Below are 21,061 nucleotides of genomic sequence, written 5' to 3' on the forward strand. Positions count from 1 at the left end.
GTCAGTTGACCTTGACCATCGCCCCGGTCACGCTCGCAACCCCCGAAGCCGCGACGTCGACCTTTGCGCCGGAGATCGCTACTCCGCTCCCATCGACCTTGATCGTGCTGCCGCCCGCGCTCAGGGTGATCTCCGACGCGCTGATCGACACCTTCCCACCTTCGAGGGTCACGACCGCCCCGCCCTGGCTGATCTGAACCTTCGAAGCCCCGGCGGCCAACAGCTTGGTCCCGCTCGACAGCATCAGATCGCTGTCGGCCGAGACATTGAATTTCTTGCTCGTCCCGTGCGAGGCGCCGCCCCCCTCGAGCACGATCGTCGCGGCTCCCCCCCCCTGGCTGACGGCAAATTTCGTCGTCGCGCGGATCTCGAAATTGTTCGCCGCGGAGATCGAACCATCCCCCGGCCCTGCCGGTCCGGCGTTGACGGAGATCGAGCTCGCGCCGCCCACGGACTGCTCGTAGTCCTCGCGGCATTGCAGCGTGACCTTCTTGCCCGAGACCGTCGTGGTCGTCCCGATGACCTCGAGCAGCTCGTCACCGTGGACCTGGGTGCTGCGGTTGGCCTCGAGCGTATTGGACTCGTCTCCGGTCACGGTCTTGGTCCGCTTCCCGTCGACGCTCATCGTCTGATCACCGGTGACCGACTCGGTCTGATCCTTGCTGACCGAGTTCGTTTGATTGCCGCTGACGCTGTTGCTCTGGTCCGCGCCGACGCTGGTCGAGTGGCAGTTCTCGACGACCTCGTTGTAGTCCTTCTGCGCGTGGACGAAGATCTCCTCGCTGCCGACGGCGTCCTCGAAGCGCAGCTCGTTGTAGCCCTCGCTGCCGGGTGAGCTACGCGTTCGGATCGTGCTTTGGGTCTTGTTGTCCGGGAGCCCGACGCTGATCGCGTTGTCGCCGTTGTAGACGCAGCCGGTCACGATTGGCTTGGCCGGGTCCCCCTCGAGGAACTCGACGACGACCTCCATGCCGATCCGCGGGACGAAGAACGTCCCGAACCCGGGCCCAGCCCAATTGTGGGCGACGCGGATCCACATCGAGGTGTCGTCGCTGAGCTCGCGGATCCGGTCCCAGTCGAACCGGACCTTGATGCGCCCGTGCTCGTCGGTGTGGATCTCCTCGCCGTCGGGACCGGTGACGATCGCGGTCTGCGGCCCGTAGATCCGCGGCCTCGGGGTGTCGGGGACCGGCCAGGGGATCGTGTTCGGGTCGAACACGATGCACTCGAAGCGGCACTGATAGCGCGGCCCCATCGGCTGGCCGCCCGCCATGACCTCGGCACAGTCGGCGGTGTGGACGGCGCTACGCACGAGATACTCCTGATTGAGATCGGGGCGCTCGTGGTCGGCCAGGGTGAACTTGCGCCCGGGGTAGAGCCCAGTGACGTTCGCTACGCCGCGGGCGATCTTGTCGCGGCGCTTGCGGTAGTCGAGCTTGCGGATCGTTCGCGGCTGAGGATCGTCCTCGACGAAGCGACCGTGGTGGTAGACCTCGCGCGCCCAGCCGCGCTCGTCGGTGTCGGCGGCGCCGACGTCGGACTCGACCGGGGCGACAGGGGTCATCCAGTCGAAGGTCCGTTGATAGATCGCGGTCGAGCTGAGCTCGCGGATCCAGTCGAGCTGCTGGACGGTCTCGACGCTGGCCTCCTCGGGACGCTCGGCGTGAACGTGCAGCTCGGGGTTGTCGTCCACGGTCTCGACGTCGAGGTAGTTGTCGACGCTGTCCTCGAGCACCAGGACCTCCCTGGCCTCTTCGCGCTCGTGGTCGAAGCGGTAGGTGATGCCCTCCTCCTCGAGCAGGCGGCTGACGAAGTCGAGGTCGCTCTCGTGGTACTGAACGATGTAGGTCCGCTTGGGGTAGCTGGCCGTGAGCCCGGAAGCATCGACCTCCCGCTGGTAGTCGTCGAGCGCGTCGGCGAGGACCTCCTCGACGACCTCGGGCACGCTCGCGTCTTGCCACAGCCGCGTGTCGACGCGCTGACGCAGCAGGTAGAACGCCGGGACCATCTCCACGCGGACCTCGAGCCGATCATGCAGCACACCGATGTACTCGACTTGATGGATCAATCCGTCGATGGTGCGCACGACCTCGCCGCGATGGATCGTCAGCTCGCAGCTGGCGCCGAGCAGGGCGTCCGTGTCGGCGCTCAGCTCGTCCGTGACGATGTCCATGACCGCGACGTAGGGCTCGGACAGGGCCTCGCGCAGGTGTAGGCGGCGAAGCTGCCACTCGGCGTCGGGTCCGTCGACGACGGTGACGTAGTAGGCGACCTTCGCGATGATCTCGTCCCCCGCCAGCATGTCGACGACCGACGAGGCAGCCTCGGCGGCACGCTCGGCCATCGAGCCGGCGCTCCTGACCTCTGGGATCGACGAGCCCACGCCGGAGCTCGAGGCCTCGGCGGCGACGTTCGTAGCGATGGCGGCCGCCGCCCTCGCGGCCCCCTCCAGCTCGCCATCGGCCGCTGCTCGAGCGAGCTCGCTCGCGGCCTCCCCGAGCTCGCCGACGGGGACTCCCTGTTGCGCCGCCTGCTGGACCCCGTACTCAGCCGCCTGCTGGGCCGCGCTCGCGCCGGCAGACTCGGCGATGTCCTCGATGGATCCGCCCTCGGCGAGCCCCTCGGCGACCTCGCCAGCGCCATCCCGAGCCTGATCGAGGAGTTGATCTTCGATGTCGTCGGCCATGGTGATCGCCCTCAGTTGAGTCGGATGACGCGGCCACGGACGACGGCGTCGCCCTCGGTGCGGACGTCGATGCCGCCCGCGCCGGCGTGGAGTTCGATCTTTTGAGCGCCGAGGCGCAAGCGCCCTGGGATCTCGAAGTCGACGTCGCGGTCGAGCAAGGTCAGCTCGGGGCCGCGGGTCGTGGACGCGATCCGCAGCAGCACCGCGCCCTCGGGACCCCGCACGGTCAGGCGCTCACCGGCCTGCAGCTGCAGCTCGGGGCCCGGCTCGGCGTCTCGTGCGGGCTCTGCCTCGGGATCGGGCTCGGGCTCGGGCTTGGGCCCGCCGAGACCCGCGAGCACGCCGGTGACGACCGGCTCGGGCCAGTTGTCTGGCCGGGTCAGGAGCACGCGATCGCCGACGCGCACGCGCAGGCCGTCGAGGGTCGGGAGCCAGGCCATGATCGGTACGCCATCGGGATCGCGGACACGGACGAACACGCGCCGCGGGAGGTGCGGGTGATGGGTTTCGAGGCACTCGCCGACCAGGCTGCCCCCGCCGACCAACGCGGCCTGGGACCGCGCCGCGTGGGCGAGCAGCTCATCGAGCGTTGGCGTTCCAGAGGCCGGCAGCGATGGGCCGGCCGCGGCCGTCGAGGTCTCGGGCGCGTCTGCCATACCCAGTCACCATAGCCGGTCGCGGCAACGACCGAAACCACGCCCCGGGCATGGCCGTCCGGGGTGTCGGGCGAAGCCTTCAGCTCCACCCAGCGATGACCTGATCGGGGCTCACGATCTTGCTGCCGTCAAATGCCTCGGATAGGTCGGGCTCGTCGATCACGGCGGCGCGCGGGAACTTGGGCTTCCCCTTGATGCCCCACATCCCGCACTGCGTGAAGCGTGTGTGGTCGATGACCATTTGATCGAAGTCCGCCTCGCGCAGGTCGGCGGTCGAGAAGTCCGTGCGCTCGGCGAGGGCGCCGACGAAGCTGCACCCGCGCAGGGCCGTCTTCATGAAGCTCGTACGCTTGAGCTTGGCCCCGTCGAAGCGGGTCTCGACGAAGCGGGCCTCGTAGGCGGTGGCCTTGGTCAGGTCGGCGCCGCTGAAGTCGACGCGCTCGAAGCTCGAGCCCGTCGACCCGAGGCTCTGGAGGGCCGAGCCCGCGAACGCGCAGTCGACGAGGGCGCACCGATCCATGCGTAGGTCTCGCAGCACGCAGCGCTCGAAGGTGCAGCCGCGCAGCTCGCAGCCGTCGAAGCTCCCGCCACCGAAGTCGACGTTGACGAACGTGAGGTTGACGAAGGTGCAGCCATGGAAGGTGGCGCCGATCAGGTTGGCGTCGGTGAGCGTCTCGAGTTCGAGCTCGACGTCGCGTGCGGCGATCTGAACGCCATCGGGCTCGCCGATGATCCAGCGCTGGTGAAGTTCGAGTGCATTGGTCGTGAACATGGTGGTATCAGCGGTCAGGGATCGATGAAGCGGACGTCGATCGGGTCGTGGCCGTCGCGGCTGAGGTCGGCGTTGACCTGGTTGGCGTGGGCCTGGAGGCGCTGGCGGTCGCCGACAGGGTCGGGGCTGTGGCGGAGATCGATGAGCACGCCGTTGGGTTCGCTGCCGCGGCGGCGGTCGCCAGCCATGTTGTCGATCTCCTTGGCGGCCCGGGCCTGGCTGCCCGGATGATCCTGGTGGACCACCCCCTTCATGCTGTAGTGCTGCTCGGCGTCGCCGGTCCCGGTGCGGACGTCGGCGCCAGGGCGGACCGAACGATCGACGGGTCCCGGGAGCTGGCCCGTGTCCTCGGCGTGCTGCATGGCCCGGGCCTCGTCGATCGTCGAGCCCGGGGACGAGTCCCCGAGGCGCTTGTCGGGATCGGAGGCGCGCGAGAGCGCGGTCTCGTCGTTGATGTAGGCTCGGTCGTCGGGGGACAGGCTGCCGTCGAATTCGCCGTTGTCGCGGGCCTGGCGGTTGCCGTCGACGATCTCCGCGTGCTCCGCCGCCTCGATCCGGCGCCGCCGATCTCGCTTCATCTTCTCGATCTGCTCACGCTGGCGCGCGCGTCGCTGGGCCGGGGTCTCGGCGGGCTCGGCCCCCTCGTTGTCGTCGCTGCTGCTTCGCCGGGTCGCGTCGCCGTCCTGACCGTCGTGGGCCAGGCCGAGGACGTCGACCTGAACGAGGGGGTTGGGCGCGTAGGCGTAGAGGTTGGTCTCGCTGCCGGCGTAGCCGAGCGGATCGGGGCTCAGGTAGCGGCCGAGCGCGGGGTCGTAGTAGCGGTGGCGGTTGTAGTGCAGGCCGGTCTCGGGGTCGTAGTAGTGCCCAGGCCAGCGCAGGTTGTACTCGACCGTGCTGGACTGGTGGACCGTGATCAGCCCCCAGGGATCGGTCTGTGCCGGCCACCAGACGATCTCGCGGGTCTCGTCCTCGATATGCAGGGGCTGGCCGACGCCGTCGCTGTAGACCTGGTACAGGCGCCCGGTCTCCGGCTCGGCCGCGCGCGAGTCGTAGTCGATGAACGCCGAGGGCACGAGGGCGTCGGGACCGAAGTAGAGATATACGCGCAGGCGGCCCTCGGGGTCGACCTCGGCGGCGAGGCGGTCGCCATCCCAGAAGAATTCGCGCCGGCGTCCGCCGGCGTCGACCCACAGCCTACGCCCGATCGCGTCGTAGGCCGCGCGCCACACCAGCTCGGGCTCGCTCTCGCCTGTCCCCCGCCGCTCGAGCCGCTCGAGCCGATCGAAGCTGTCGTAGCGGTAGCTCGTCTGGGCGCCGTCGCGATGCCGGCGCGTGGCGAGGCGCTCGCGACCGTCGTACTCGAACACCTCGGTCGCCGACGCGCTCGCCCGGTTGTGGCTAGCGATCGCAAGCCGCGAGAGCCCGCGCTTGTGGACCAGGTTGTTGGCCGCGTCGTGGACGAACGCCTCGCGCGCGCCATCGGGTCGGGCCTCGGCGACGAGCCGGTGCGCTGCGTCGACCTCGTAGCGCGTGCTCCCGCGAACCGAGTCCTGGATCGCCAGCAGATCGCCCTCGCCGGAGTAGGCGTAGCGCCGGCCCCAGCCGAAGGTCTCGCCGCGCGCGTTGGCCCGGCACGTCATCACGCCCTCGAGCCGCCCCTCGTGGTCGTACTGCTGCCACTCGCGAGTCTGGTTGGCGCGCTCGATCAGTACGACCCCGTCGCTGGCGTAGCGCAGGCGGCTGACGGCGGCCTTGCTCGGAACGCGCAGCTCGAGCGCGCCGTCGCGAGCCCAGCGCAGCGTCCACTCGAAGCGATCGAGGATCCGGACGCGCTCGCCGTGGTCGTCGACCCAGCGCTCGAGACCCTCGCCATCGCGCAGGTCGAGCAGCCGCTCGCCGATCGGGGAAAAGGTCCGCGTGACCGCGTGGCGCTCGGTCGAGACCTCGGTCATCCGCCCGCGCGCGTCGTAGTCGAAGCGGTGCTCACCGCCGCTGGCGAGCTCGCGCCTGGCGACGAGGTGGTTGTCGTGGAACGCGGCGTTGCGAAACACGAGCGCGTCGGCGCCGTCGTACTTGGCGATCATGTGGCCGCCGACGTCGTACTCGTAGGTGTCGCGCAAGCGGTCGTAACGCCAGACTCGGGTCAGCCGCCGACAGGCATCGTAGTCCCAGCGCGAGGTGTTCCCCAGCGGATCGGTGAGCGCGGTCAGCTGCTCGAGGCTCGAGTACTCGTAGCGCGAGGTGTTGCCGAGCGGATCGATGCGCGCGCCGATCAAGTTCCACGACGTGGTCTCGCTGCGGTAGACATGGCCGTCTCGATCGACGCGCGCGACCTCGTTGCCCGACTCGTCGTAGCTGCGCCGCCAGGCCCGGCGCGCGCCCTCGACGGCGTAGACCGGGCGTCCGAGCGCGTCATGCATGACCTGGGTCTTCGGCGCGGCCTGGGGCGCCCCGCGGGGGCGAAGCCGAAACACCTGGTGGGCCAGGCCGCGCAGCGGCGCAGGGATCTCCAGCAGGGCTCCGGTCGCGCCGAAGACCGCCTCGGGCCAGGGGCGCAGGGCGCCTGCGAAGTTGCGAGCGAGGGCCGTGCTCGGGAGCTCGCGGCGGAAGGGATCGTCGAGGACTGGGGCCTCGTGCTCGGGCGGGAACACGTGGCCGAACTCGTCGATGCGCGCGAGCGGAGCTCCGTCGGCGTCGTAGGTGTAGCGCAGGGTCCTGCCGCCGGCGTCGGTGTCCGCCAGCACGCGCCCGTCCCTGCCGATGGACCGGATCCGCTCGCCGCCGTCGGGCGCGACGATCGAGGTGATGAAGCCGGCGAGGTCGTAGTGGTACTCCCAGACCGCGCCCTCTCCCTCGGTGTAGCGCGTCATGCCCTTGTCCGGGAGGTACTCGACCTGCGCCGACCACAGCCCGTCCTGGCCGCTGGCCGACACGCAGCGCCCGTCTTCGTCATAGCCAAACGAGTAGCTGTAGCCGCGCGGATCGGTCTGCGAAGTCCAGCGGTGGGCAGCGTCGTAGGCGTAGGTCCAGACCCCGTCGCAGGCGTCGCGGGCTTGGTGCAGCTCGCCGGCCTCGGTGTAGGTGCAGGTGAAGCGCGCGGTCGGCCTCGAGCCGAGCTCGTGCAGCGCCGTCAGCCGCCCGGCGCGATCGTAGCTCAGTCGGTAGCAGGTCGAGGTCCGCGACCCGAGCGGGGTGTCGACGGCCCCCGCGAGGCGTCCCTCGGCGTCGTACTCGAGCGCGAGCGTATGCGTCTCGCTGCGCAGGCCGACGAGGGGCAAGGCCTCGGTGAAGCGATCCCCCTCGAAGACCAAGGTCGGCTGACCCGGGGTCGAGAGCTCGTAGCGCCCGCTCGTCGGCCCCTGGCTCACGCGGCGCAGGACGTAGCCGTGCTCGCGCAGCTCGTCGAGGCCGCAGCCCGGCGGGCCCTCGAACTTCGGGAACTCGAGCTCGACCCCATCCCAGTCAATGAACGTGGCCTGGTGCAGGCGCACGTCGAGGTGGCGCTGGTAGTGGTGGCGAAAGCCGTAGCCGAGCGGGCCGTCGATCGCCGCGTGAGCCGTGGTGTAGCGCCGCCGCCACGCGAACAGGCCGGGCGAGACAAAGTCCGTGAAGTGATCGAAGTTCTCGCCGGTGACCAGGTAGATCGGGTGCGAGCCGTCGCCACAGTTGGCGTTGGATCGCCGAGACGCGCGCATCTTCTTGGCCGCGGCGACGAGCTTCTTGATCCCCTTCATCAGGGCGCCGATCGCCATGTCCCCGATCGGCGGGCACGGGAACCCGCCGATCATCACGGTCGGCAGCGGGGGACCGACGAGCGCGCCGATCCCCGGGGGCAGGCCCGGATCCTTGCCAGCGAGGAGCTTGAGGGCGAGCACGGCCGCGTCGGCGGCGGCCTGGGCAGCCTGGGCGGCCTGGCCCGTGGCGATCGCCCCCGCGGCCCCGGCCGCGACACCGGCGATGCCCATGGCAATCCCGAACGGACCCATGGTCGTGGGGTCGCAGTGCTTGGTGATGTCCAGGAGCCGCGCCGCCCGAGCGCCGCCGACGAACACGTTGCTCGAGCCCGTGAACACCTCGAAGGGCGGGGCCAGGCTGCCGCAGGTCACCGAGATCCCCATGTCGCCGGCTCGGGCCAGCGGCATCCCGCAGCCGAGCACGGCCATCGATCCGGCGCCGACGAGCATGCCGATGCTCGGCAGCGGGATCGGTGGGGCCGGCGGGATCAGCGAGGGCGGGTGGGCGTGCGTGTGCAGCATGCCGATATGCATGCCCAGCAAGGTGACCGCTGGCATCGACGGGAACATCGCGGCGATCGGGGCCGTGAGCCCGGCGAACGCGTTGTCGATCAGCTGCTGCGGCGCGCCCATGATCCCGAGCACGCCGCCCAGGCCTTGGGCGACCCAGCCGGCCGCGCCCTGCTCCGGCGGCGGCGCGTTTTGAAACGGCGCGACCGCGGAGTTGACCGCGTCGGCCATGCAGTCGAGGGTCGGGCTGCCCGTCGGACCGATCAGCGGCGGCGCGGGCGGGGGTGTGCGCGAGTTGGGCCGCGACGCGGGCCGCGAGCTCGGTCCGCTCGGCGAGCTCGGCGGAGAGACGCGACCGCGGGTCACGCCCGACCTCCTGGGTGAGCGTGGCGCGGGCTGAGGCGCTGGAGCTGCTCGACCTCGGCCCGCTCGTGCTCACAGGCGCGGCGCTGCTCGTCCATGTTGGCCTGGCTGTAGATCTGGATCTGGGCGTCGAGGGCCGCGAGCCAGGTCTCGTGGTACTCGTTTTGTCGGCACTGCTCGCGCGCCTTGTCGTAGTCCGCGAGCGCCTCGCTATCCTGGCCGAGGCCGACGAAGGCGTCGCCGCGCAGCTTGAAAAAGTCGCAGTAGGCGAAGGGGTTGATCGCCGCGGCCGCGACCTGCGTCCCCGAGTCGGCGTAGCTGCGCGCGTCGTCGAGCTCGCGCAGGGCGAGGCTGACCTTGGTCACGGACAGCAGCAGCGGGACGAGGGCGGCGAGGTTCTTGTCGGCCATCGCCACGGCGATGCCCTGCTGCAGGCGGAGCTTCGCGGACTTCGGATCCCCGGCGGCGTGCAGCGTGTCGCCGGCTCCGAGCAAGGTCAGCGCCTGCAGGCCCGGCTGCCTGGTCTGAAAGTAGTGCTCGTGGGCGAGCGCGTACTTGTCGAGGGCCGCGGCGTGGCGCTCGTAGGCGTAGTCGAGGCCAGCGAGCTGCAACAGCGCGCCCATGCGCTCGTCGAGGGACAGCGCCCGATTGCCCGCGTCGACGCTCAGCGAGTCGGTCAGCGCCGGGGTCGAAAAATCCTCGCGATAGTCCAGCACGCGCTGCGCCGGCCAGGACCGCAACCCCGTCGACAGTCGGGCGACGTCGAGCTCGTCCCACACGACCAGGCGCACGGGCGCCATCCACCCAGGGACCTCCGGGTGGGGGATGACAGTGGCCATCAGGTCGGTGAAGGCCTCGAGGTCGCGGCACTCGAGCGGGGTGAAGGCGACGAGGATGCGATGCACGCTCGGATCGGGCAGCAGCGAGGGCAGGTAGCGCAGCAGCGCCGCGAGCCGCTCGCGGGGGGATGCGCGCGCGTCGGAGATCACGTAGGGCAGCGGCGGCGCCGGTGCTTCGCCCCGCTCCTCGCGGCCCGGGGCGGCGTACTCCAGCTGGATCGCCACGGCGTGGGCGACCGCGTCGAGCCACGGGCCCGGGGCAATGAAGTCCTGGGAGAACACGGCGACGAGGTGGCCCGGGAGCGACTGCTCGAGGGCCTGCAAGAAGGGCAGCACGAACGCGAGCTCGCCACCGCGGCAGCCGAGGAGCAGGACCGAGAATTCATCCTGCTGGGCGAACTCTTCGAGCGTGGCTCGAAGTGTTTCGAACTTGCGCTTCATGGCATGAGGGGCCCGGCTCGAGAGAGCGAACGCGAGCGTAGCAGCTCGAGTAGTTCGTCGAAACGGCCCGAGCCCGGGGTCGGGCGCGGGGTTCGGGCGCTCGCCGTCCTCAGGCCAGCGCGCTAGCATCTCGGTCGCGGTACGACATGGCGTTCTACGAAAAGAAGGAAGATCTCCAGTACGTCTGGCTCGACACGACCTACCGCCTCGAGTGGCTCGTGCGCAGCCGCATGCCGGTCGTGAACGTGTTCAAGAACCCCGACCCGCCCCAGGGCGACGGCACGGAGCAACCCTTCCCCGAGCCCAACCCGACGCCCGCGGGCGTCGAGCCGGTCCGCATCGAGATCACCGTCGAGCGCGGCCCAGACCTCGACAATCTCGAACCCGACTTCTTCTTGAAAAACCGCAACCCGCCGACGGTGATCCATCGGGCCGTCGGGCCCAAGAAGATGGAGCGCTTCTTCTCGGCGACCTTCGAGGCTCGGGTCGAGGGAGCGTTCGTGTTTCGCCTGAAGAGCAGCCGCGGGGACGATCTGAAGCGAACGATGATCGTCCAGCGAAAGAAGCACTACCGCACGATCCAGGAGGTCATCGACGATCCGACGGCGGTCCGCCGTCAGGCGATCGTCTCGGCCGCCGCCGAGATCATCCCCGCGTTCAACACCAGCGGCAAGTCGACGCTTGGGCTGTTCGGCGAAAAGGTCGGGACGCCGAGCAAGATCATGGGCCAGGGGAACTGGGCCAGCTACTACCCCTTCCCCCAGGGCTCCCAGGGCACCTCCTGCGTCGTCGTCAACCCGCTGATCATGCGCCACGGGGACGCGGTCAACAGCACGAACCGGTGGTCCTTCAACGTCGGGCCGATACACTGGCCGGGCAACCCAGCTTGGTTTTACTGCACCGACGAATACATCCCCAGCGTCGGCGACACCTACATCGCCCTCAACCCCTACAAGATCCCAACCTACGGTCACGTCGGGCTCGTGCTGCACGTCCCCAAAGACGGCAACGGGCTGTGGGTCACGGCCGACGGCGGCCAGGGCCGCAAGCCCCGGCAGCTCGGCGTCCTGGTCCCGCGTTGGGGCTTGATGGGCGCCAACTTGCCGCCGACGGGCAACCCACCGGGCCAATACCCAGACATGGTCGAGGAGCCGCACGGGGGCCCCTTCCTCAGCGGGGCCTCGGGCACGGCCATCGATGAGCAGGCGCCCAACCCCACGGGCGACAGCGACATCGAGGGGATCATCGCACGGCTCAAATTCAAGCAGACACACGCGCCCAAGAAGACCTCGAACCCGCGGCGGATCGAGGGCTTCGCCGATGTCGATAGCCCGCTGTTGACCTTCCAGAATGTCGACGGCAAGCCCTCGAACTCAAACCACATCAAGAACTGTGAGCTGCTCCGGGACAAGATCAACAACATGATGGCCGAGTTTCGCAGCGGCAAGCTGCTCGACCTCGCGGCGACCTGAGCGCTCTGTTCAAACCAGCGATTTCAATTAGCTAGTGTGCGCGCCAGAGGACTTGAAGGGTCCCAGGCGCCGGACCGCCGGTCGCTGACGAGGCGCGAGGAGGGAGTTTGTCGGGCACAAATGACTGACGAGCAACGAAGTCAGCGGCCGGTGCTCCAAGCCTGGGGCCCTTCAAGTCCTCTGCCGCGCACACTAGTGCTCGGCTTCCCCCGCGTGGATCGCCAGGTCGAAGCTCATCGGCAGCCACTCATCGAAGCTGTCCAACCTGAAGTCGTAGGTCTCGGTCGTCTCGGCCTTCCAGGTCTCGTACGCACACCCGCCGCCGGGGCACTGGCCGGGGACCGCGGGCTCGACTGGCCCCGGGTCGAACAAGAAGATCTCCGCGCGCCGATTCTCGGGCTCGTCGACGCCGTCGGCGGTCGGGACCTCGTTGTGGTGCTCGCCACACCCGAGCAGCTCGACCTGCGCGCCCTCGGGCAGCGTGGTCCCGTCGAGCTGCATATAGTCCGCGATCAGAGCGCCGCGCGTCTGCGGGCCCGGGGCGCCGTCAACCGCGAGTCCGCGCGCGATCTGGTAGCGCTGGACCGCGTCGCGCGTGTCCTGATCGAAGTAACCATGGACGTCGCCGGTGTAGAAGGGCTGGGCCGTCGCGTCGTCGATGATCGCCGACAGCATGTGCTGGTCTTCGCGCAGCCCCCAGACCGAGGCGTGCGGCTGGTAGGTGTACCAGGCCAGCCAGTCGTCAATCTCGTCGCGCAGATAGTGGACGATCGAGCGGGCCCGCTCCTTGGACAGGCTCAGGTTGTAGTTCGCGTCGCCGACCCGATCGCAGTGCCCGGTGACGACGACGACCATCTGCTCGACGTAGAGGTTCACGAGGCCACGAATGCCGCGCATCGCGTCGGGCAGGAGGAAGGTCTTGTCGGTCTCGAACAGCATCCCGGTCATGCGGACCCGCAAGATCCGCGGGACGTCGTCGGCCTCCTCGTCCAGCTCGTCGTCTCGCGTGGAAGGGAGCTCGCTCTCGGGGGCCTCGAAGTCCTCGGGCAGACCCGTGCGCGGCGTCCGGAGCGGCTCGGCGCGGACGCTCAGACGGCCCGACTCGATCTCGCGCACGACGATCTCGACGAGCTGATCGAGGTCGAGCCACGACGGGGCCACGGGCTCGGCGTAGGCGAGCGCGGCGAGTCCCTGGGCCTGGCCATCGCGGATCGCCTGGCGGATCAACGAGCGCAGGTTCACGGGCGGCGGGCGACCGACGCGGGTGAACGCGGCTTCGACCGCGTAGTCGATCCCTGCGAAGCGGATGCGCAGCATCGCTACGATGGTAGCGCCGGGCCGCGGAGCGCGTCGAGGTCCAACACCGAGCCCGACCGAGGGTCGAGGTCCTGCGAAGCCCCCAAAAAAGCCCCGTCTGCGCGCGCGCAGACGGGGCTCGTCTTTGACTCGAGCCGACTACTGCGCGTCGATGTCGTCGAGATAGGACTCGATCCGCGCGAGCGCGCTCGCGTCGATGCCCATCTCGAGGTGGCCGAGGGGCAGCGACTCTTGTGTCGCCTTGTCGGCGATCTCGGCGGCCGTCCAGCCTTGCGTGAGCTGGTCGATCGCGGCGACGCTGCTCTCGAAGAGCACGCCGTCGCTATGCCCGTCGCAGGTGGGACAGGAGCGACCGTCGGTCTCGAACTCGGTGCCCTCGGCGCCAGGCCCCGAGCCGTAGAGGACGAAGAGCGCGGGAAGCCGGCTGTCGAGTCCGTTCTCCTCGAGGCGGCGGATGAAGTGACCGCCCATCGCCTCGGCGGCCTCGATGCCCAGGCCCTCGAGCAGTCGGTAGCGCGCGTAGCCGAGCCCGTCGCTACCCTCCTTGTAGTCGCCCAAGGTGTAGGCGTGGTAGCCCGCGCACTCGCCCGAGTGGTCCTCGAACGCGGCGTTGCGGCACTTGGTGTGGTCGTCGTCGTCGAGGTAGCCCGCGGCGAAGAAGATGTTGTAGGGGTTGTAGGTCAGCTTGGTGTCGAGCCAGGGGAAGTAGCGATCCTCGTCCGGATCGACCGAGCTCCACGCGTACGAGGTGCGGTCGGGGATCGGGTAGGTGTCCCGCAGGTCGCGAGCGGCCTGGAGCTGGCCCTGGTAGGGCGAGACGTGGTTCCCGCCTTCGTCGATGCTGCCGAAGAGCGAGATGTTGTACTCGTCGAAGTCGAAGGCGCTGTTGGACACGCCATTGTCGACGTTGAGATCGCGCAGCGAAGACGTGGCCACGGGCTTGCCCTCGCTGTCGAGCCCGTCGAGGTTCGACACGTAGATGCGCTCGAAGTACTCGGGCCACGTGCCCCCACGACCCTCGCAGACCGAGGCCGCGTAGGGGTTGTCGTACCAGGGCGAGTCCGGGCCCCAGGTCACGCACTGCAGGGCGCTGAAGAAGGTCCACGGCATGGGTCCGCGGCCCACCGGCGCGTTCGAGGAGGTGCTGGCGATGGTCAGCGTGTGGATCGGGTGACGGAAGTTGAGGTCGATGCCTCCGTGCGGACCCGAGAGCGCGATGTAGGCGCGCACGTCGTCACGATAGAGGGGCACCTCGGCAGCTTGGGCCGCGGCGACGCTGTCGAAGTAGTCAGCGCCGAAGCCCTCCCAATCGGCGGCGTTCGAGAGATAGGTGTCGACGGCGAGGACGCCCTTGCTCCACGCGATGACGTCGACCTGTTGGTCGCCGTGGATCTGGCGCACGCGGCCGAGCGCGTTGGCGACGTGGATGGCCTGGTTGTAGTTGTCGCCGTGGAAGTTCCCAAAGGTCACCGCGTAGACGCAGCGGCCCTCGGCCTCCAGCGACTGCACGAGGCCCTCGACCGGCTCACCGCCGGCGAAGGTCCCTCCGCTGCCGTCGTTCCCGTTGGGGAAGAGGAACACGTTGGCGTCTTGCAGCGCGCCGTGAACGAGCAGCACAGGGGCGTGCGCGCTCGCGTCGCACGAGCCCTCGGCCGTCTGTGGCCCCTTGTGCAGCACGACATAGCGCGCCTCGGGGCGCATCGGCCCGGGCTCGGCGCAGTCCGAGGAGCCGTCCACGCACGAGCTGCCGTAGGCGAGGTTGAAGGTGTCGACGATCGCCTGGTTGAGGTCGCCGAAGTACGTCCCCAGCGGGTAATCCGAGGACTGAAACGTGTCGGAAGCACGCAGTTTTTCGGTCCGATAGTTGTAGGCCTCGGTGCGGAACATCTGGTGTCCCTCGAGGAGCTCGAGCTCGCCCCACGACCACGCCTCGGGCGTCAGCGCGCCGACCACGGTGAAGGAGTCCTCGGGACTCTCGTTGGGGTCGAAGGCATCGTCGACGTCCGAGGATCGAAGCGTCGAGGTCTCGCTCGCTACGGTCGAGTCGTCGCACGCGGCGACGAGCAGAGGGAGCAGCAAGCAAGCACGAGTCATGATGAAGCGTTGGTGGGCCATCGTTCTCTATCCCCCAAGGACCGAAGTCAGCCTTGGGCCAGGTTTGGTGTCACAATCGCACGCGAGGAAGGTGCGAGAGCCCGGATGCGCCAAAGATCATTTTGGAGCAAGGGCATGCTCAGAACGGCGTTCTCGTAAGATTAGACCGTTCGTTTGAACGTGAAGCGCCTGCGGCCGAAGCCACATGCTTCACGTCTCGGCACGTCCATAACGGGGGGGTTTGGGGGTGTCAAGCGGCCCGCCGTCCTCCTCGTCGTTTCGTGCGAAGGGCGTGTCCCGAGGTCACCATGGGACGCGCCCAACGAAGCGATGGTTTCGCTGCACGAAGCGTTCGGTGTCATACGCAACGAAGCTTGATCGCCGCGAAAGCGCTACGAATTCCAAAGTTGATGATCGCACGATCGATACGACGCGAGGTGCAATCGCGTCTTCGCAGCGTGATCAAAAGCTCGCGTAGAGTGACCTCGCGCGAGCGCGCGGGACGTGTGACTCAGGCCGTAAAAGACCCTGCACGGTAGCGGCATCGCCACCGTGAAATTCGGCTCGCTATCGCGACGCCGCGGACCGCGAGCGCAAAGGGCGAGGGCGCTCGGCGAGTACGCGCGCGAGTCGATCGCGATCGAGATCGACTGCGAGGCGGGGGAGCTCACCAAGCAGACTTTTGAGTGTGAAGCACGCCGCCCCTCGTTTCACTTCGGCATCTCAATCGGCACACATATACGAAGAGGGTTGCAAAACATATCGGTGAACCCCCAACTCGAGTGAGCTCGTTGGCGGGGCGATCCCAAATGGGCAGTTCCGCCATGACACAATGAGCCCATATTTCCCGAGGACGAAGCGCAATTGCCTGCGCTCATGGTGGCCACGATCGAGCCATCGGAGATCGCCAACACCCTCATGGGGTCGTGGCCAGTCGCGCTCTCACCAGCTTGCCTCGATGCAGAACACGGGGCCTGCCACGGCCCCCCACTCTCAAGCCCGCCGCGCCACTTCGTTGAAGTAGCGCAAGGTCGCCTGCGCCAGCCCCTCGACGATCCGCGCCTGCCCAGCCTCGCTGCGCAGCAGCTCGCCCTCATCCGCGTGGTCCAAGAACCCGACCTCGTGGAGCACCGCGGGCATGCGCGCGCCCTTGAGCACGTCGAAGGCCGCCTGGCGAACGCCGCGGTTGGGACGCTCGGGGAAGCGGCGGACCTGCTCGTCCTGGATCGCCTTGGCGAAGCGCAGGGCCTGCTGGCGGTTGCCGCTCATGCCGAGCTCGCGGAGCATCTGCGCGACCTCGTCGTCCTCGCCGCCCACGGGCCGCGAGAAGCCCTCGTCGTTCTCGCGCTGGGCCGTGAGCGCGGCCTCCTTGCTCGAGGCGTCGGCGTCGAGCACGAAGGTCTCGAAGCCGGTCTGGTCGCTGTGCGGCGAGGCGTTGCAGTGCAGGCTCAAGAACAGGTCCGCGCCGCAGTCGTTGGCGAAGGCCACGCGCTGGTTGAGGTGCAGGGTCTCGTCGCGCTCGCGGGTCAGCAGGACCTCGGCGTGGGGCATGATCGCCACGAGGCGCTCGGCCAGACGCTGGGCCATCACCAAGGTCAGCGCCTTCTCGTCCACGGACCCGTCGTGGGCATGGCAGCCGGCGTTCTCACCGCCGTGACCGGGGTCGATCACCACGCGGAAGCGCTGCTCGGTCACCGGCCGCGGCGCGGCCCAGCTCCGTCGGGGCGCCAAGAGCGCGGTTCCGGCGGTGGAGGCTGCGGCCAGGAGGAAGGCTCGACGTTTCATGTCCTACATGTAGGACTTTGTCTGATGGTCGCCAAAAAAGCGTCGCGCCTTTGGGTCGCGCCGGCAACGCACAGGGCCGAGGCTGGCCCGCGCACGTCCCAGCGGTGGGCCAGCGAGCAATCCCGTCATCATGCGCCACCCGATGCGCCACCCTGCCCATGGCCAGCACCATGGCCGAGCGCGCGAGCCTCGACGGGCGTCTCGACGGCTGCTCGACTGGGCGCCTCGATGCTAAATCCAGTAGACTCAGCGTCCACGGCCGCCGCGAGCGCAGGGCCGCTGGGGCCGAGCCGACGGTGAGCGCCGAACCCGGACAGCAGCGGACCTCCGACGAGAAGGGTCACGAGGGCGACGAGGGCCGCAAGCGCCCCCCGGGCGCCAGCGAGCGCGCCCCTTGGGGCGTGGCGAACATCGCCTTGATCGCCGGGATCTTGCAGGTGCTGGCCAGCATCGCCCTCGGCCTCGCCCGGGTCGACCGCTTCGCGGCGGCGGCCAGCGAGTCGCCGCAGATCTACATGCTCGCCGCCGCGCTCATCACCGCGGGCGTGTTCTCGATCTGGCTGGTCCGCGAGCGCCCGCTGATCGCCGTGGCCCTGGCGCTGATCTGGCCGGTGGGGCTGTGGCTGGGCCTGCACCAGCGGGTCACCATCTTGGGCCTCGCCTACCACGGCGAGTTCGTCCTCCATCACTTCTCGGCCCTGCTGTGCCTGGTGCTCGCGGTGACCTTGCCGCTGAGCTGGGCCCGGGACCCTCGCCTCGGCCGGCTGCGCCCGCTCCCGGCCGCGCTCGCCCTGCCCGGCGCGGCCTTGTTGATCGGGGCCCACCTCGCCCCCCTGCACATGGGCCCGCCCTGGCTGGGCGAGCGCTGGGTGGCCAGCCTCGGCGGCGCGCTGCTGCTCGGCAGCTGGCCGCTGAGCATGGCGACCTTCTGGACGCGCATGGCCCCGCCCCAGCGCCGGTGGATCGCGCCCCTGCTGCTGCTCCCGGTGCTCACGCGCCTGGCCCTCGCCGGCCCCGAGGCCCTGTCCGGCGCGCTCGTGCCCCCGGCCCTCGTGCCCTGGCTCGGCGCGGCGATCGTCGTCAGCGCGATGACCCTGCTGGTCCTGCTCCGCCCGCGCCTCGAGCTGTGGGTGATGGTCGTCGTCGGCGTGCTCTGCCTGATCACCAGCACCTTGTTCTATCTGTTCTACGAGCAGGGCTTCGGCGAGCTCGAGGACGGCCTTGGCGGCCTGCTCGAGTCGCTGCTCGGCTTCCGCGTCCCCTACCCCTCCTACGTCGACGAGCTGCGCTCGGCGGCGCTGATGATGGGGCTCTTCTTCCTCCACGTCGCGGTCTACGCCGCCCTGGTCTCGACCGAAGATCGCGTCCGCGGCGTCAGCTTGGGGCTGATGCTGATCGCCGGGCTGGGCTTCTCGAGCCCACACCTGGTGCTCATGCTCGGCGTCGGCGCGCTGCTCTTCATCGAGACCCTGCTGCCCGGCGCCCCGCACCGCGAGCTGCGACACAACCCCTTCGGCCCCGGCCCCGGCTTTGGCGGCGACTTCGAACTCGGCGAGCTCGGCGACCCCGATGATCCAGATAGCCCCGAGGACGCCTCGGCCAGCGCCGCGCGAGATCCCGAGACCGGGCGCGCGGCCTTGCTCACCTGCTTCGAGGGCCTGGCCGAGCGCCTGCACACCTCGCCCCCCACGCAGGTCGAGGGTCCCCGCGGCGTGGCCGTGAACCTCCGCGACGAGCTCGACGGCGTGCCCTTCGACTTCATCGCTCGCGTCGAGACGGTGGGCGTGCGCGTCGAGCTGATCGTCGGCCTGCCCGGGCGCAGCGATCCGATCTTCGAGCTGCTCGCCGAGCCCGGCGACCGCGGCCAACGCCCCGCTCACCTGATCGCGCGCTCCCACCGGGTCCACGGAGACATCCGCGCCCTCGAAGCCTGGGGGGACGCGCCCCTCGACGCGCTGAGCAGCTTCTCCACGGCCTACCTGCGGGCTTGGGAAGCCGGCGCCCAGGTCGAGCTCGGACGCGATCTCTCGGGCCTGCGCGTCGACGCCCTCGAGGCCCTCGTCCGCGCCCTCGCTCGCGTGTGCGCCTGAGCGCGGCGACGCGCGCCACAAATGCTGTCTATCAGCGCACCGCGCTCGCCGGGGCGCTGATAGAGTCGACCCGTGGATCCGGTGGCGCTCGACCTCGAGGCTCGTATCGACGCTCTGCAGGCGCGCCTCGCCGCCAGCCTCGAGGCCGCGCGGCGACCTCTGCCCAAGCCCACACCCGAGGTCTCGGCTGAGGCCGCGCAGGCCATCGCCCGCGCCGAGGCCCAGGCCAACCTCCAGGCCCAGCGCTGCGCCTCCCTCGAGGGCCGCCTCGCCGAGCTCGAGGCGGCCCTCGCCAGGGAGCGCGCCGCCAGGGTCGAGGCCGAGGACACCAGCGAGCGAGCCCTGGCGGCCCTCGAGGCCCTCGGGCGCACGCAGGCCCAGGCGTCTGCCTCAGGCCCAGATGGCCAGGCCCTCGGCGAGGCGCTACAGACCCAGCTGCTCGAGATCGATCGGCTCACGCGAGAGCGGGACACTCTGCGCCGGACCCAGGACGAGTGGCGGACCAAGGCCCGCGCCCGCACGCGCGAGCGCGACGCCCTGAGCGAGAAATACGACCTCGCCCAGGCCCAGCTCGTGGATCTCCGCGCCCGCGACGAGACGGCGCGCAAGCGCCTCGACGAGCTCGAGCGCGAGCTCGCCGAGCAGCGCCGGGCGCTGGCCGTGGCCGAGCAGCGCACCGATCACCTGCGCCGCCACCTCAACGGCGGGCGCTCGCGCTGACTCGCTCCCCCGCGCCTACTCCTCGGGCACGCAGACCAGCAGCCCGCAGGTCAGGCCCTCGCAGCAGTCCTGGAGCAGGATGTTGCACGAGCCGAGCAGCGACACGCAGGTCTCGATGGTGCAGGCGGTGGTGTCGAACACGCAGTTGCTGCACGACAAGCTCCCGCCGTCGAAACCCTGCGTCAGGCAGGTCTCGCCGTTGAGGTTGCCGCCGTCGCAGGCCTCACCGTCGTCGATCAGCCCGTTGCCGCACTGCACCGAGGCCTCGCAGCCGTCCTCGAACACCTGCGAGCAGTCGGAGGCGCACGACAGGCTGCCGCTGGCGTAGCCGAGGTCCGTGCAGGTCAGCCCGCCGAAGTTGTTGCCGTCGCAGGCCTCGGTGGCCGCGAGCTGGCCGTCGCCGCAGGTCGAGCACGCGTTGGAGAACAAGGTGCAGTCGTTGGCGCACAGCAGCGTGCCGTTGTCGTGGCCAAAGTCGATGCAGCTGAGCCCGCCGAGGTCGTTGCCGTCGCACTCCTCGCCTGACTCCTTGACCCCGTTGCCGCACAGCGGATCGTCGGCGGTGGTCGAGGACTCGCTGGTGTCGGCGCTGTCCGAGGAGCCGTCGTCCTCGCCCTCTTCGTCGTCTTCCTCGGTGTCCCCAGCAGAGGTCCCCGGGCCCGTCGTGGCCGTCGTCGAGGTCGTGAAGATCGAGCCGTTGCCGCTGTCGTCGGCCTCGCCCGTCGAGCAACCGACGATGGTCAGCGCACACACACAGATCAAGCCAAAGCTCCGCACGGGGGGATCGTGCAGTATTTGTCCCCCCACGGGCAACCTGGCCGTGCCACTCGATGGCAGCGAGCGCTCACACTTGCAGCAAGGCCGCCGCGCGCTCCGCAGGGATGGCCGCGAGCTCCGCGAGCTCGAAGAAGAGCGCTCGCTCGCGCGCGCCGCTGTGGCTGGCGCTGACCAGCGGCGCGATGTCCCGCAGCACCGAGAGCCGAGCATCGGCCCCGAGCGCCACCAGCCGATCCCCCAGCGCCCCGAGCTCGGGCGGCGCGTAGAGCAGATCCGCCAGCTCCACGCGGCGGGCCACCGACACCGGCATGCGCTCGAGCAGCGAGTCGAACTGGGCTGCCTCGGCGCTCTCCATGCGCCCGTCGAGGTTGGCGAGGGCAGCGGCGAAGGCGATCACCAGCTCGGCCCGGGCCGCCGCGTCCTTGGTCCAATCCGCCCGCAGCGCGGCGGCTCGCTCGGCCGAGACCCCGAGGCGCTCGGCGACACGATCGTGGACCGCCGCCTCGACCTCCGACGCCGCGCCGTCAGCCAGGGCCATGCGCCAGCCCTGCTCGAGCAGCACCTCGGCGAAGTCCGGCAGCGGCGGCTCGAGCTCGAGGAAGCGGCGCTCGAGGGCCCGGCGATCGCCGAGCATGTCGAGCCAGGGCTGCATCGCCTCGTCCTCCACCCGCGCATCGATCAAGTTCAGGATCTGATCCCACTCGCCGAACTCGAGCATGTCGTCGGCGTGGGCGATCAGCCCACAAGTGATCAGCGTCCACTCTTGCTCCGGGCTGAGCTCGGCGGCCATGGCAGCATGGTAGCG

At 69.6% G+C, this 21,061-nt stretch carries 13 protein-coding genes; 3 read left to right on the plus strand and 10 right to left on the minus strand.

Annotated features, from left to right (window positions below):
- Position 1: 1 nt before the first annotated feature.
- The 5 genes from tssI to G6O69_RS31480 all read right to left on the minus strand — a co-directional run bounded on the left by tssI (position 2) and on the right by G6O69_RS31480 (position 10,001).
- Entirely contained in the window at positions 2-2,686 is a 2,685-nt protein-coding gene (gene tssI, locus G6O69_RS31460; protein ID WP_172307163.1) for a type VI secretion system tip protein TssI/VgrG, read from the minus strand.
- A gap of 11 nt (positions 2,687-2,697) precedes the next feature.
- On the minus strand, positions 2,698-3,342 hold the full coding sequence (locus G6O69_RS31465) for a hypothetical protein (protein ID WP_172307164.1): 645 nt from the start codon (positions 3,340-3,342) through the stop codon (positions 2,698-2,700).
- Between the two features lie 79 nt (positions 3,343-3,421).
- Positions 3,422-4,114, minus strand: a complete 693-nt coding sequence (locus G6O69_RS31470) for a pentapeptide repeat-containing protein (RefSeq protein ID WP_172307165.1) — start codon at positions 4,112-4,114, stop codon at positions 3,422-3,424.
- A gap of 14 nt (positions 4,115-4,128) precedes the next feature.
- On the minus strand, positions 4,129-8,724 hold the full coding sequence (locus G6O69_RS31475; protein WP_172307166.1) for an RHS repeat-associated core domain-containing protein: 4,596 nt from the start codon (positions 8,722-8,724) through the stop codon (positions 4,129-4,131).
- Positions 8,721-10,001: a hypothetical protein gene (locus G6O69_RS31480; RefSeq protein ID WP_172307167.1), complete on the minus strand. Its 1,281-nt coding sequence runs from the start codon at positions 9,999-10,001 to the stop codon at positions 8,721-8,723. Before G6O69_RS31480 ends, G6O69_RS31475 begins: the two co-directional genes overlap by 4 nt.
- 146 nt (positions 10,002-10,147) lie before the next feature.
- Between G6O69_RS31480 and G6O69_RS31485 the strand changes: the two genes are divergently transcribed.
- Entirely contained in the window at positions 10,148-11,473 is a 1,326-nt protein-coding gene (locus tag G6O69_RS31485) for a CHAP domain-containing protein (protein WP_172307168.1), read from the plus strand.
- A 192-nt stretch (positions 11,474-11,665) separates the two neighbouring features.
- Here the strand turns inward: G6O69_RS31485 and G6O69_RS31490 are convergent, their stop codons facing one another.
- The 3 genes from G6O69_RS31490 to G6O69_RS31500 form a co-directional block, all read right to left on the minus strand.
- Positions 11,666-12,790 (minus strand): peptidoglycan-binding protein, encoded by a 1,125-nt coding sequence (locus tag G6O69_RS31490; RefSeq protein WP_172307169.1) that lies wholly within the window; start codon positions 12,788-12,790, stop codon positions 11,666-11,668.
- Between the two features lie 138 nt (positions 12,791-12,928).
- Positions 12,929-14,884 (minus strand): alpha/beta hydrolase, encoded by a 1,956-nt coding sequence (locus tag G6O69_RS31495; protein WP_172307170.1) that lies wholly within the window; start codon positions 14,882-14,884, stop codon positions 12,929-12,931.
- A gap of 993 nt (positions 14,885-15,877) precedes the next feature.
- Positions 15,878-16,669, minus strand: a complete 792-nt coding sequence (locus G6O69_RS31500) for an N-acetylmuramoyl-L-alanine amidase (protein WP_172307171.1) — start codon at positions 16,667-16,669, stop codon at positions 15,878-15,880.
- Positions 16,670-16,827: 158 nt separating this feature from the next.
- On the opposite strand from G6O69_RS31500, the gene G6O69_RS31505 reads away from it, so the two are divergent.
- Together G6O69_RS31505 and G6O69_RS31510 are read left to right on the plus strand one after the other, a co-directional pair.
- Complete coding sequence (locus G6O69_RS31505) at positions 16,828-18,759, plus strand: hypothetical protein (RefSeq protein ID WP_172307172.1); 1,932 nt, start codon at positions 16,828-16,830, stop codon at positions 18,757-18,759.
- A gap of 72 nt (positions 18,760-18,831) precedes the next feature.
- Positions 18,832-19,479 (plus strand): hypothetical protein, encoded by a 648-nt coding sequence (locus G6O69_RS31510; RefSeq protein WP_172307173.1) that lies wholly within the window; start codon positions 18,832-18,834, stop codon positions 19,477-19,479.
- A gap of 15 nt (positions 19,480-19,494) precedes the next feature.
- Here G6O69_RS31510 and G6O69_RS31515 read toward each other — a convergent pair whose 3' ends face one another.
- Together G6O69_RS31515 and G6O69_RS31520 are read right to left on the minus strand one after the other, a co-directional pair.
- Positions 19,495-20,256, minus strand: coding sequence for a hypothetical protein (locus G6O69_RS31515; RefSeq protein WP_176397203.1), 762 nt, complete (start codon positions 20,254-20,256; stop codon positions 19,495-19,497).
- Between the two features lie 67 nt (positions 20,257-20,323).
- Positions 20,324-21,046 carry a TerB family tellurite resistance protein gene (locus G6O69_RS31520; protein ID WP_172307175.1) on the minus strand — a complete coding sequence of 241 codons (723 nt, stop codon included), beginning with the start codon at positions 21,044-21,046 and terminating at the stop codon, positions 20,324-20,326.
- Positions 21,047-21,061 lie beyond the last annotated feature (15 nt).

The organism is Pseudenhygromyxa sp. WMMC2535, from assembly GCF_011083025.2.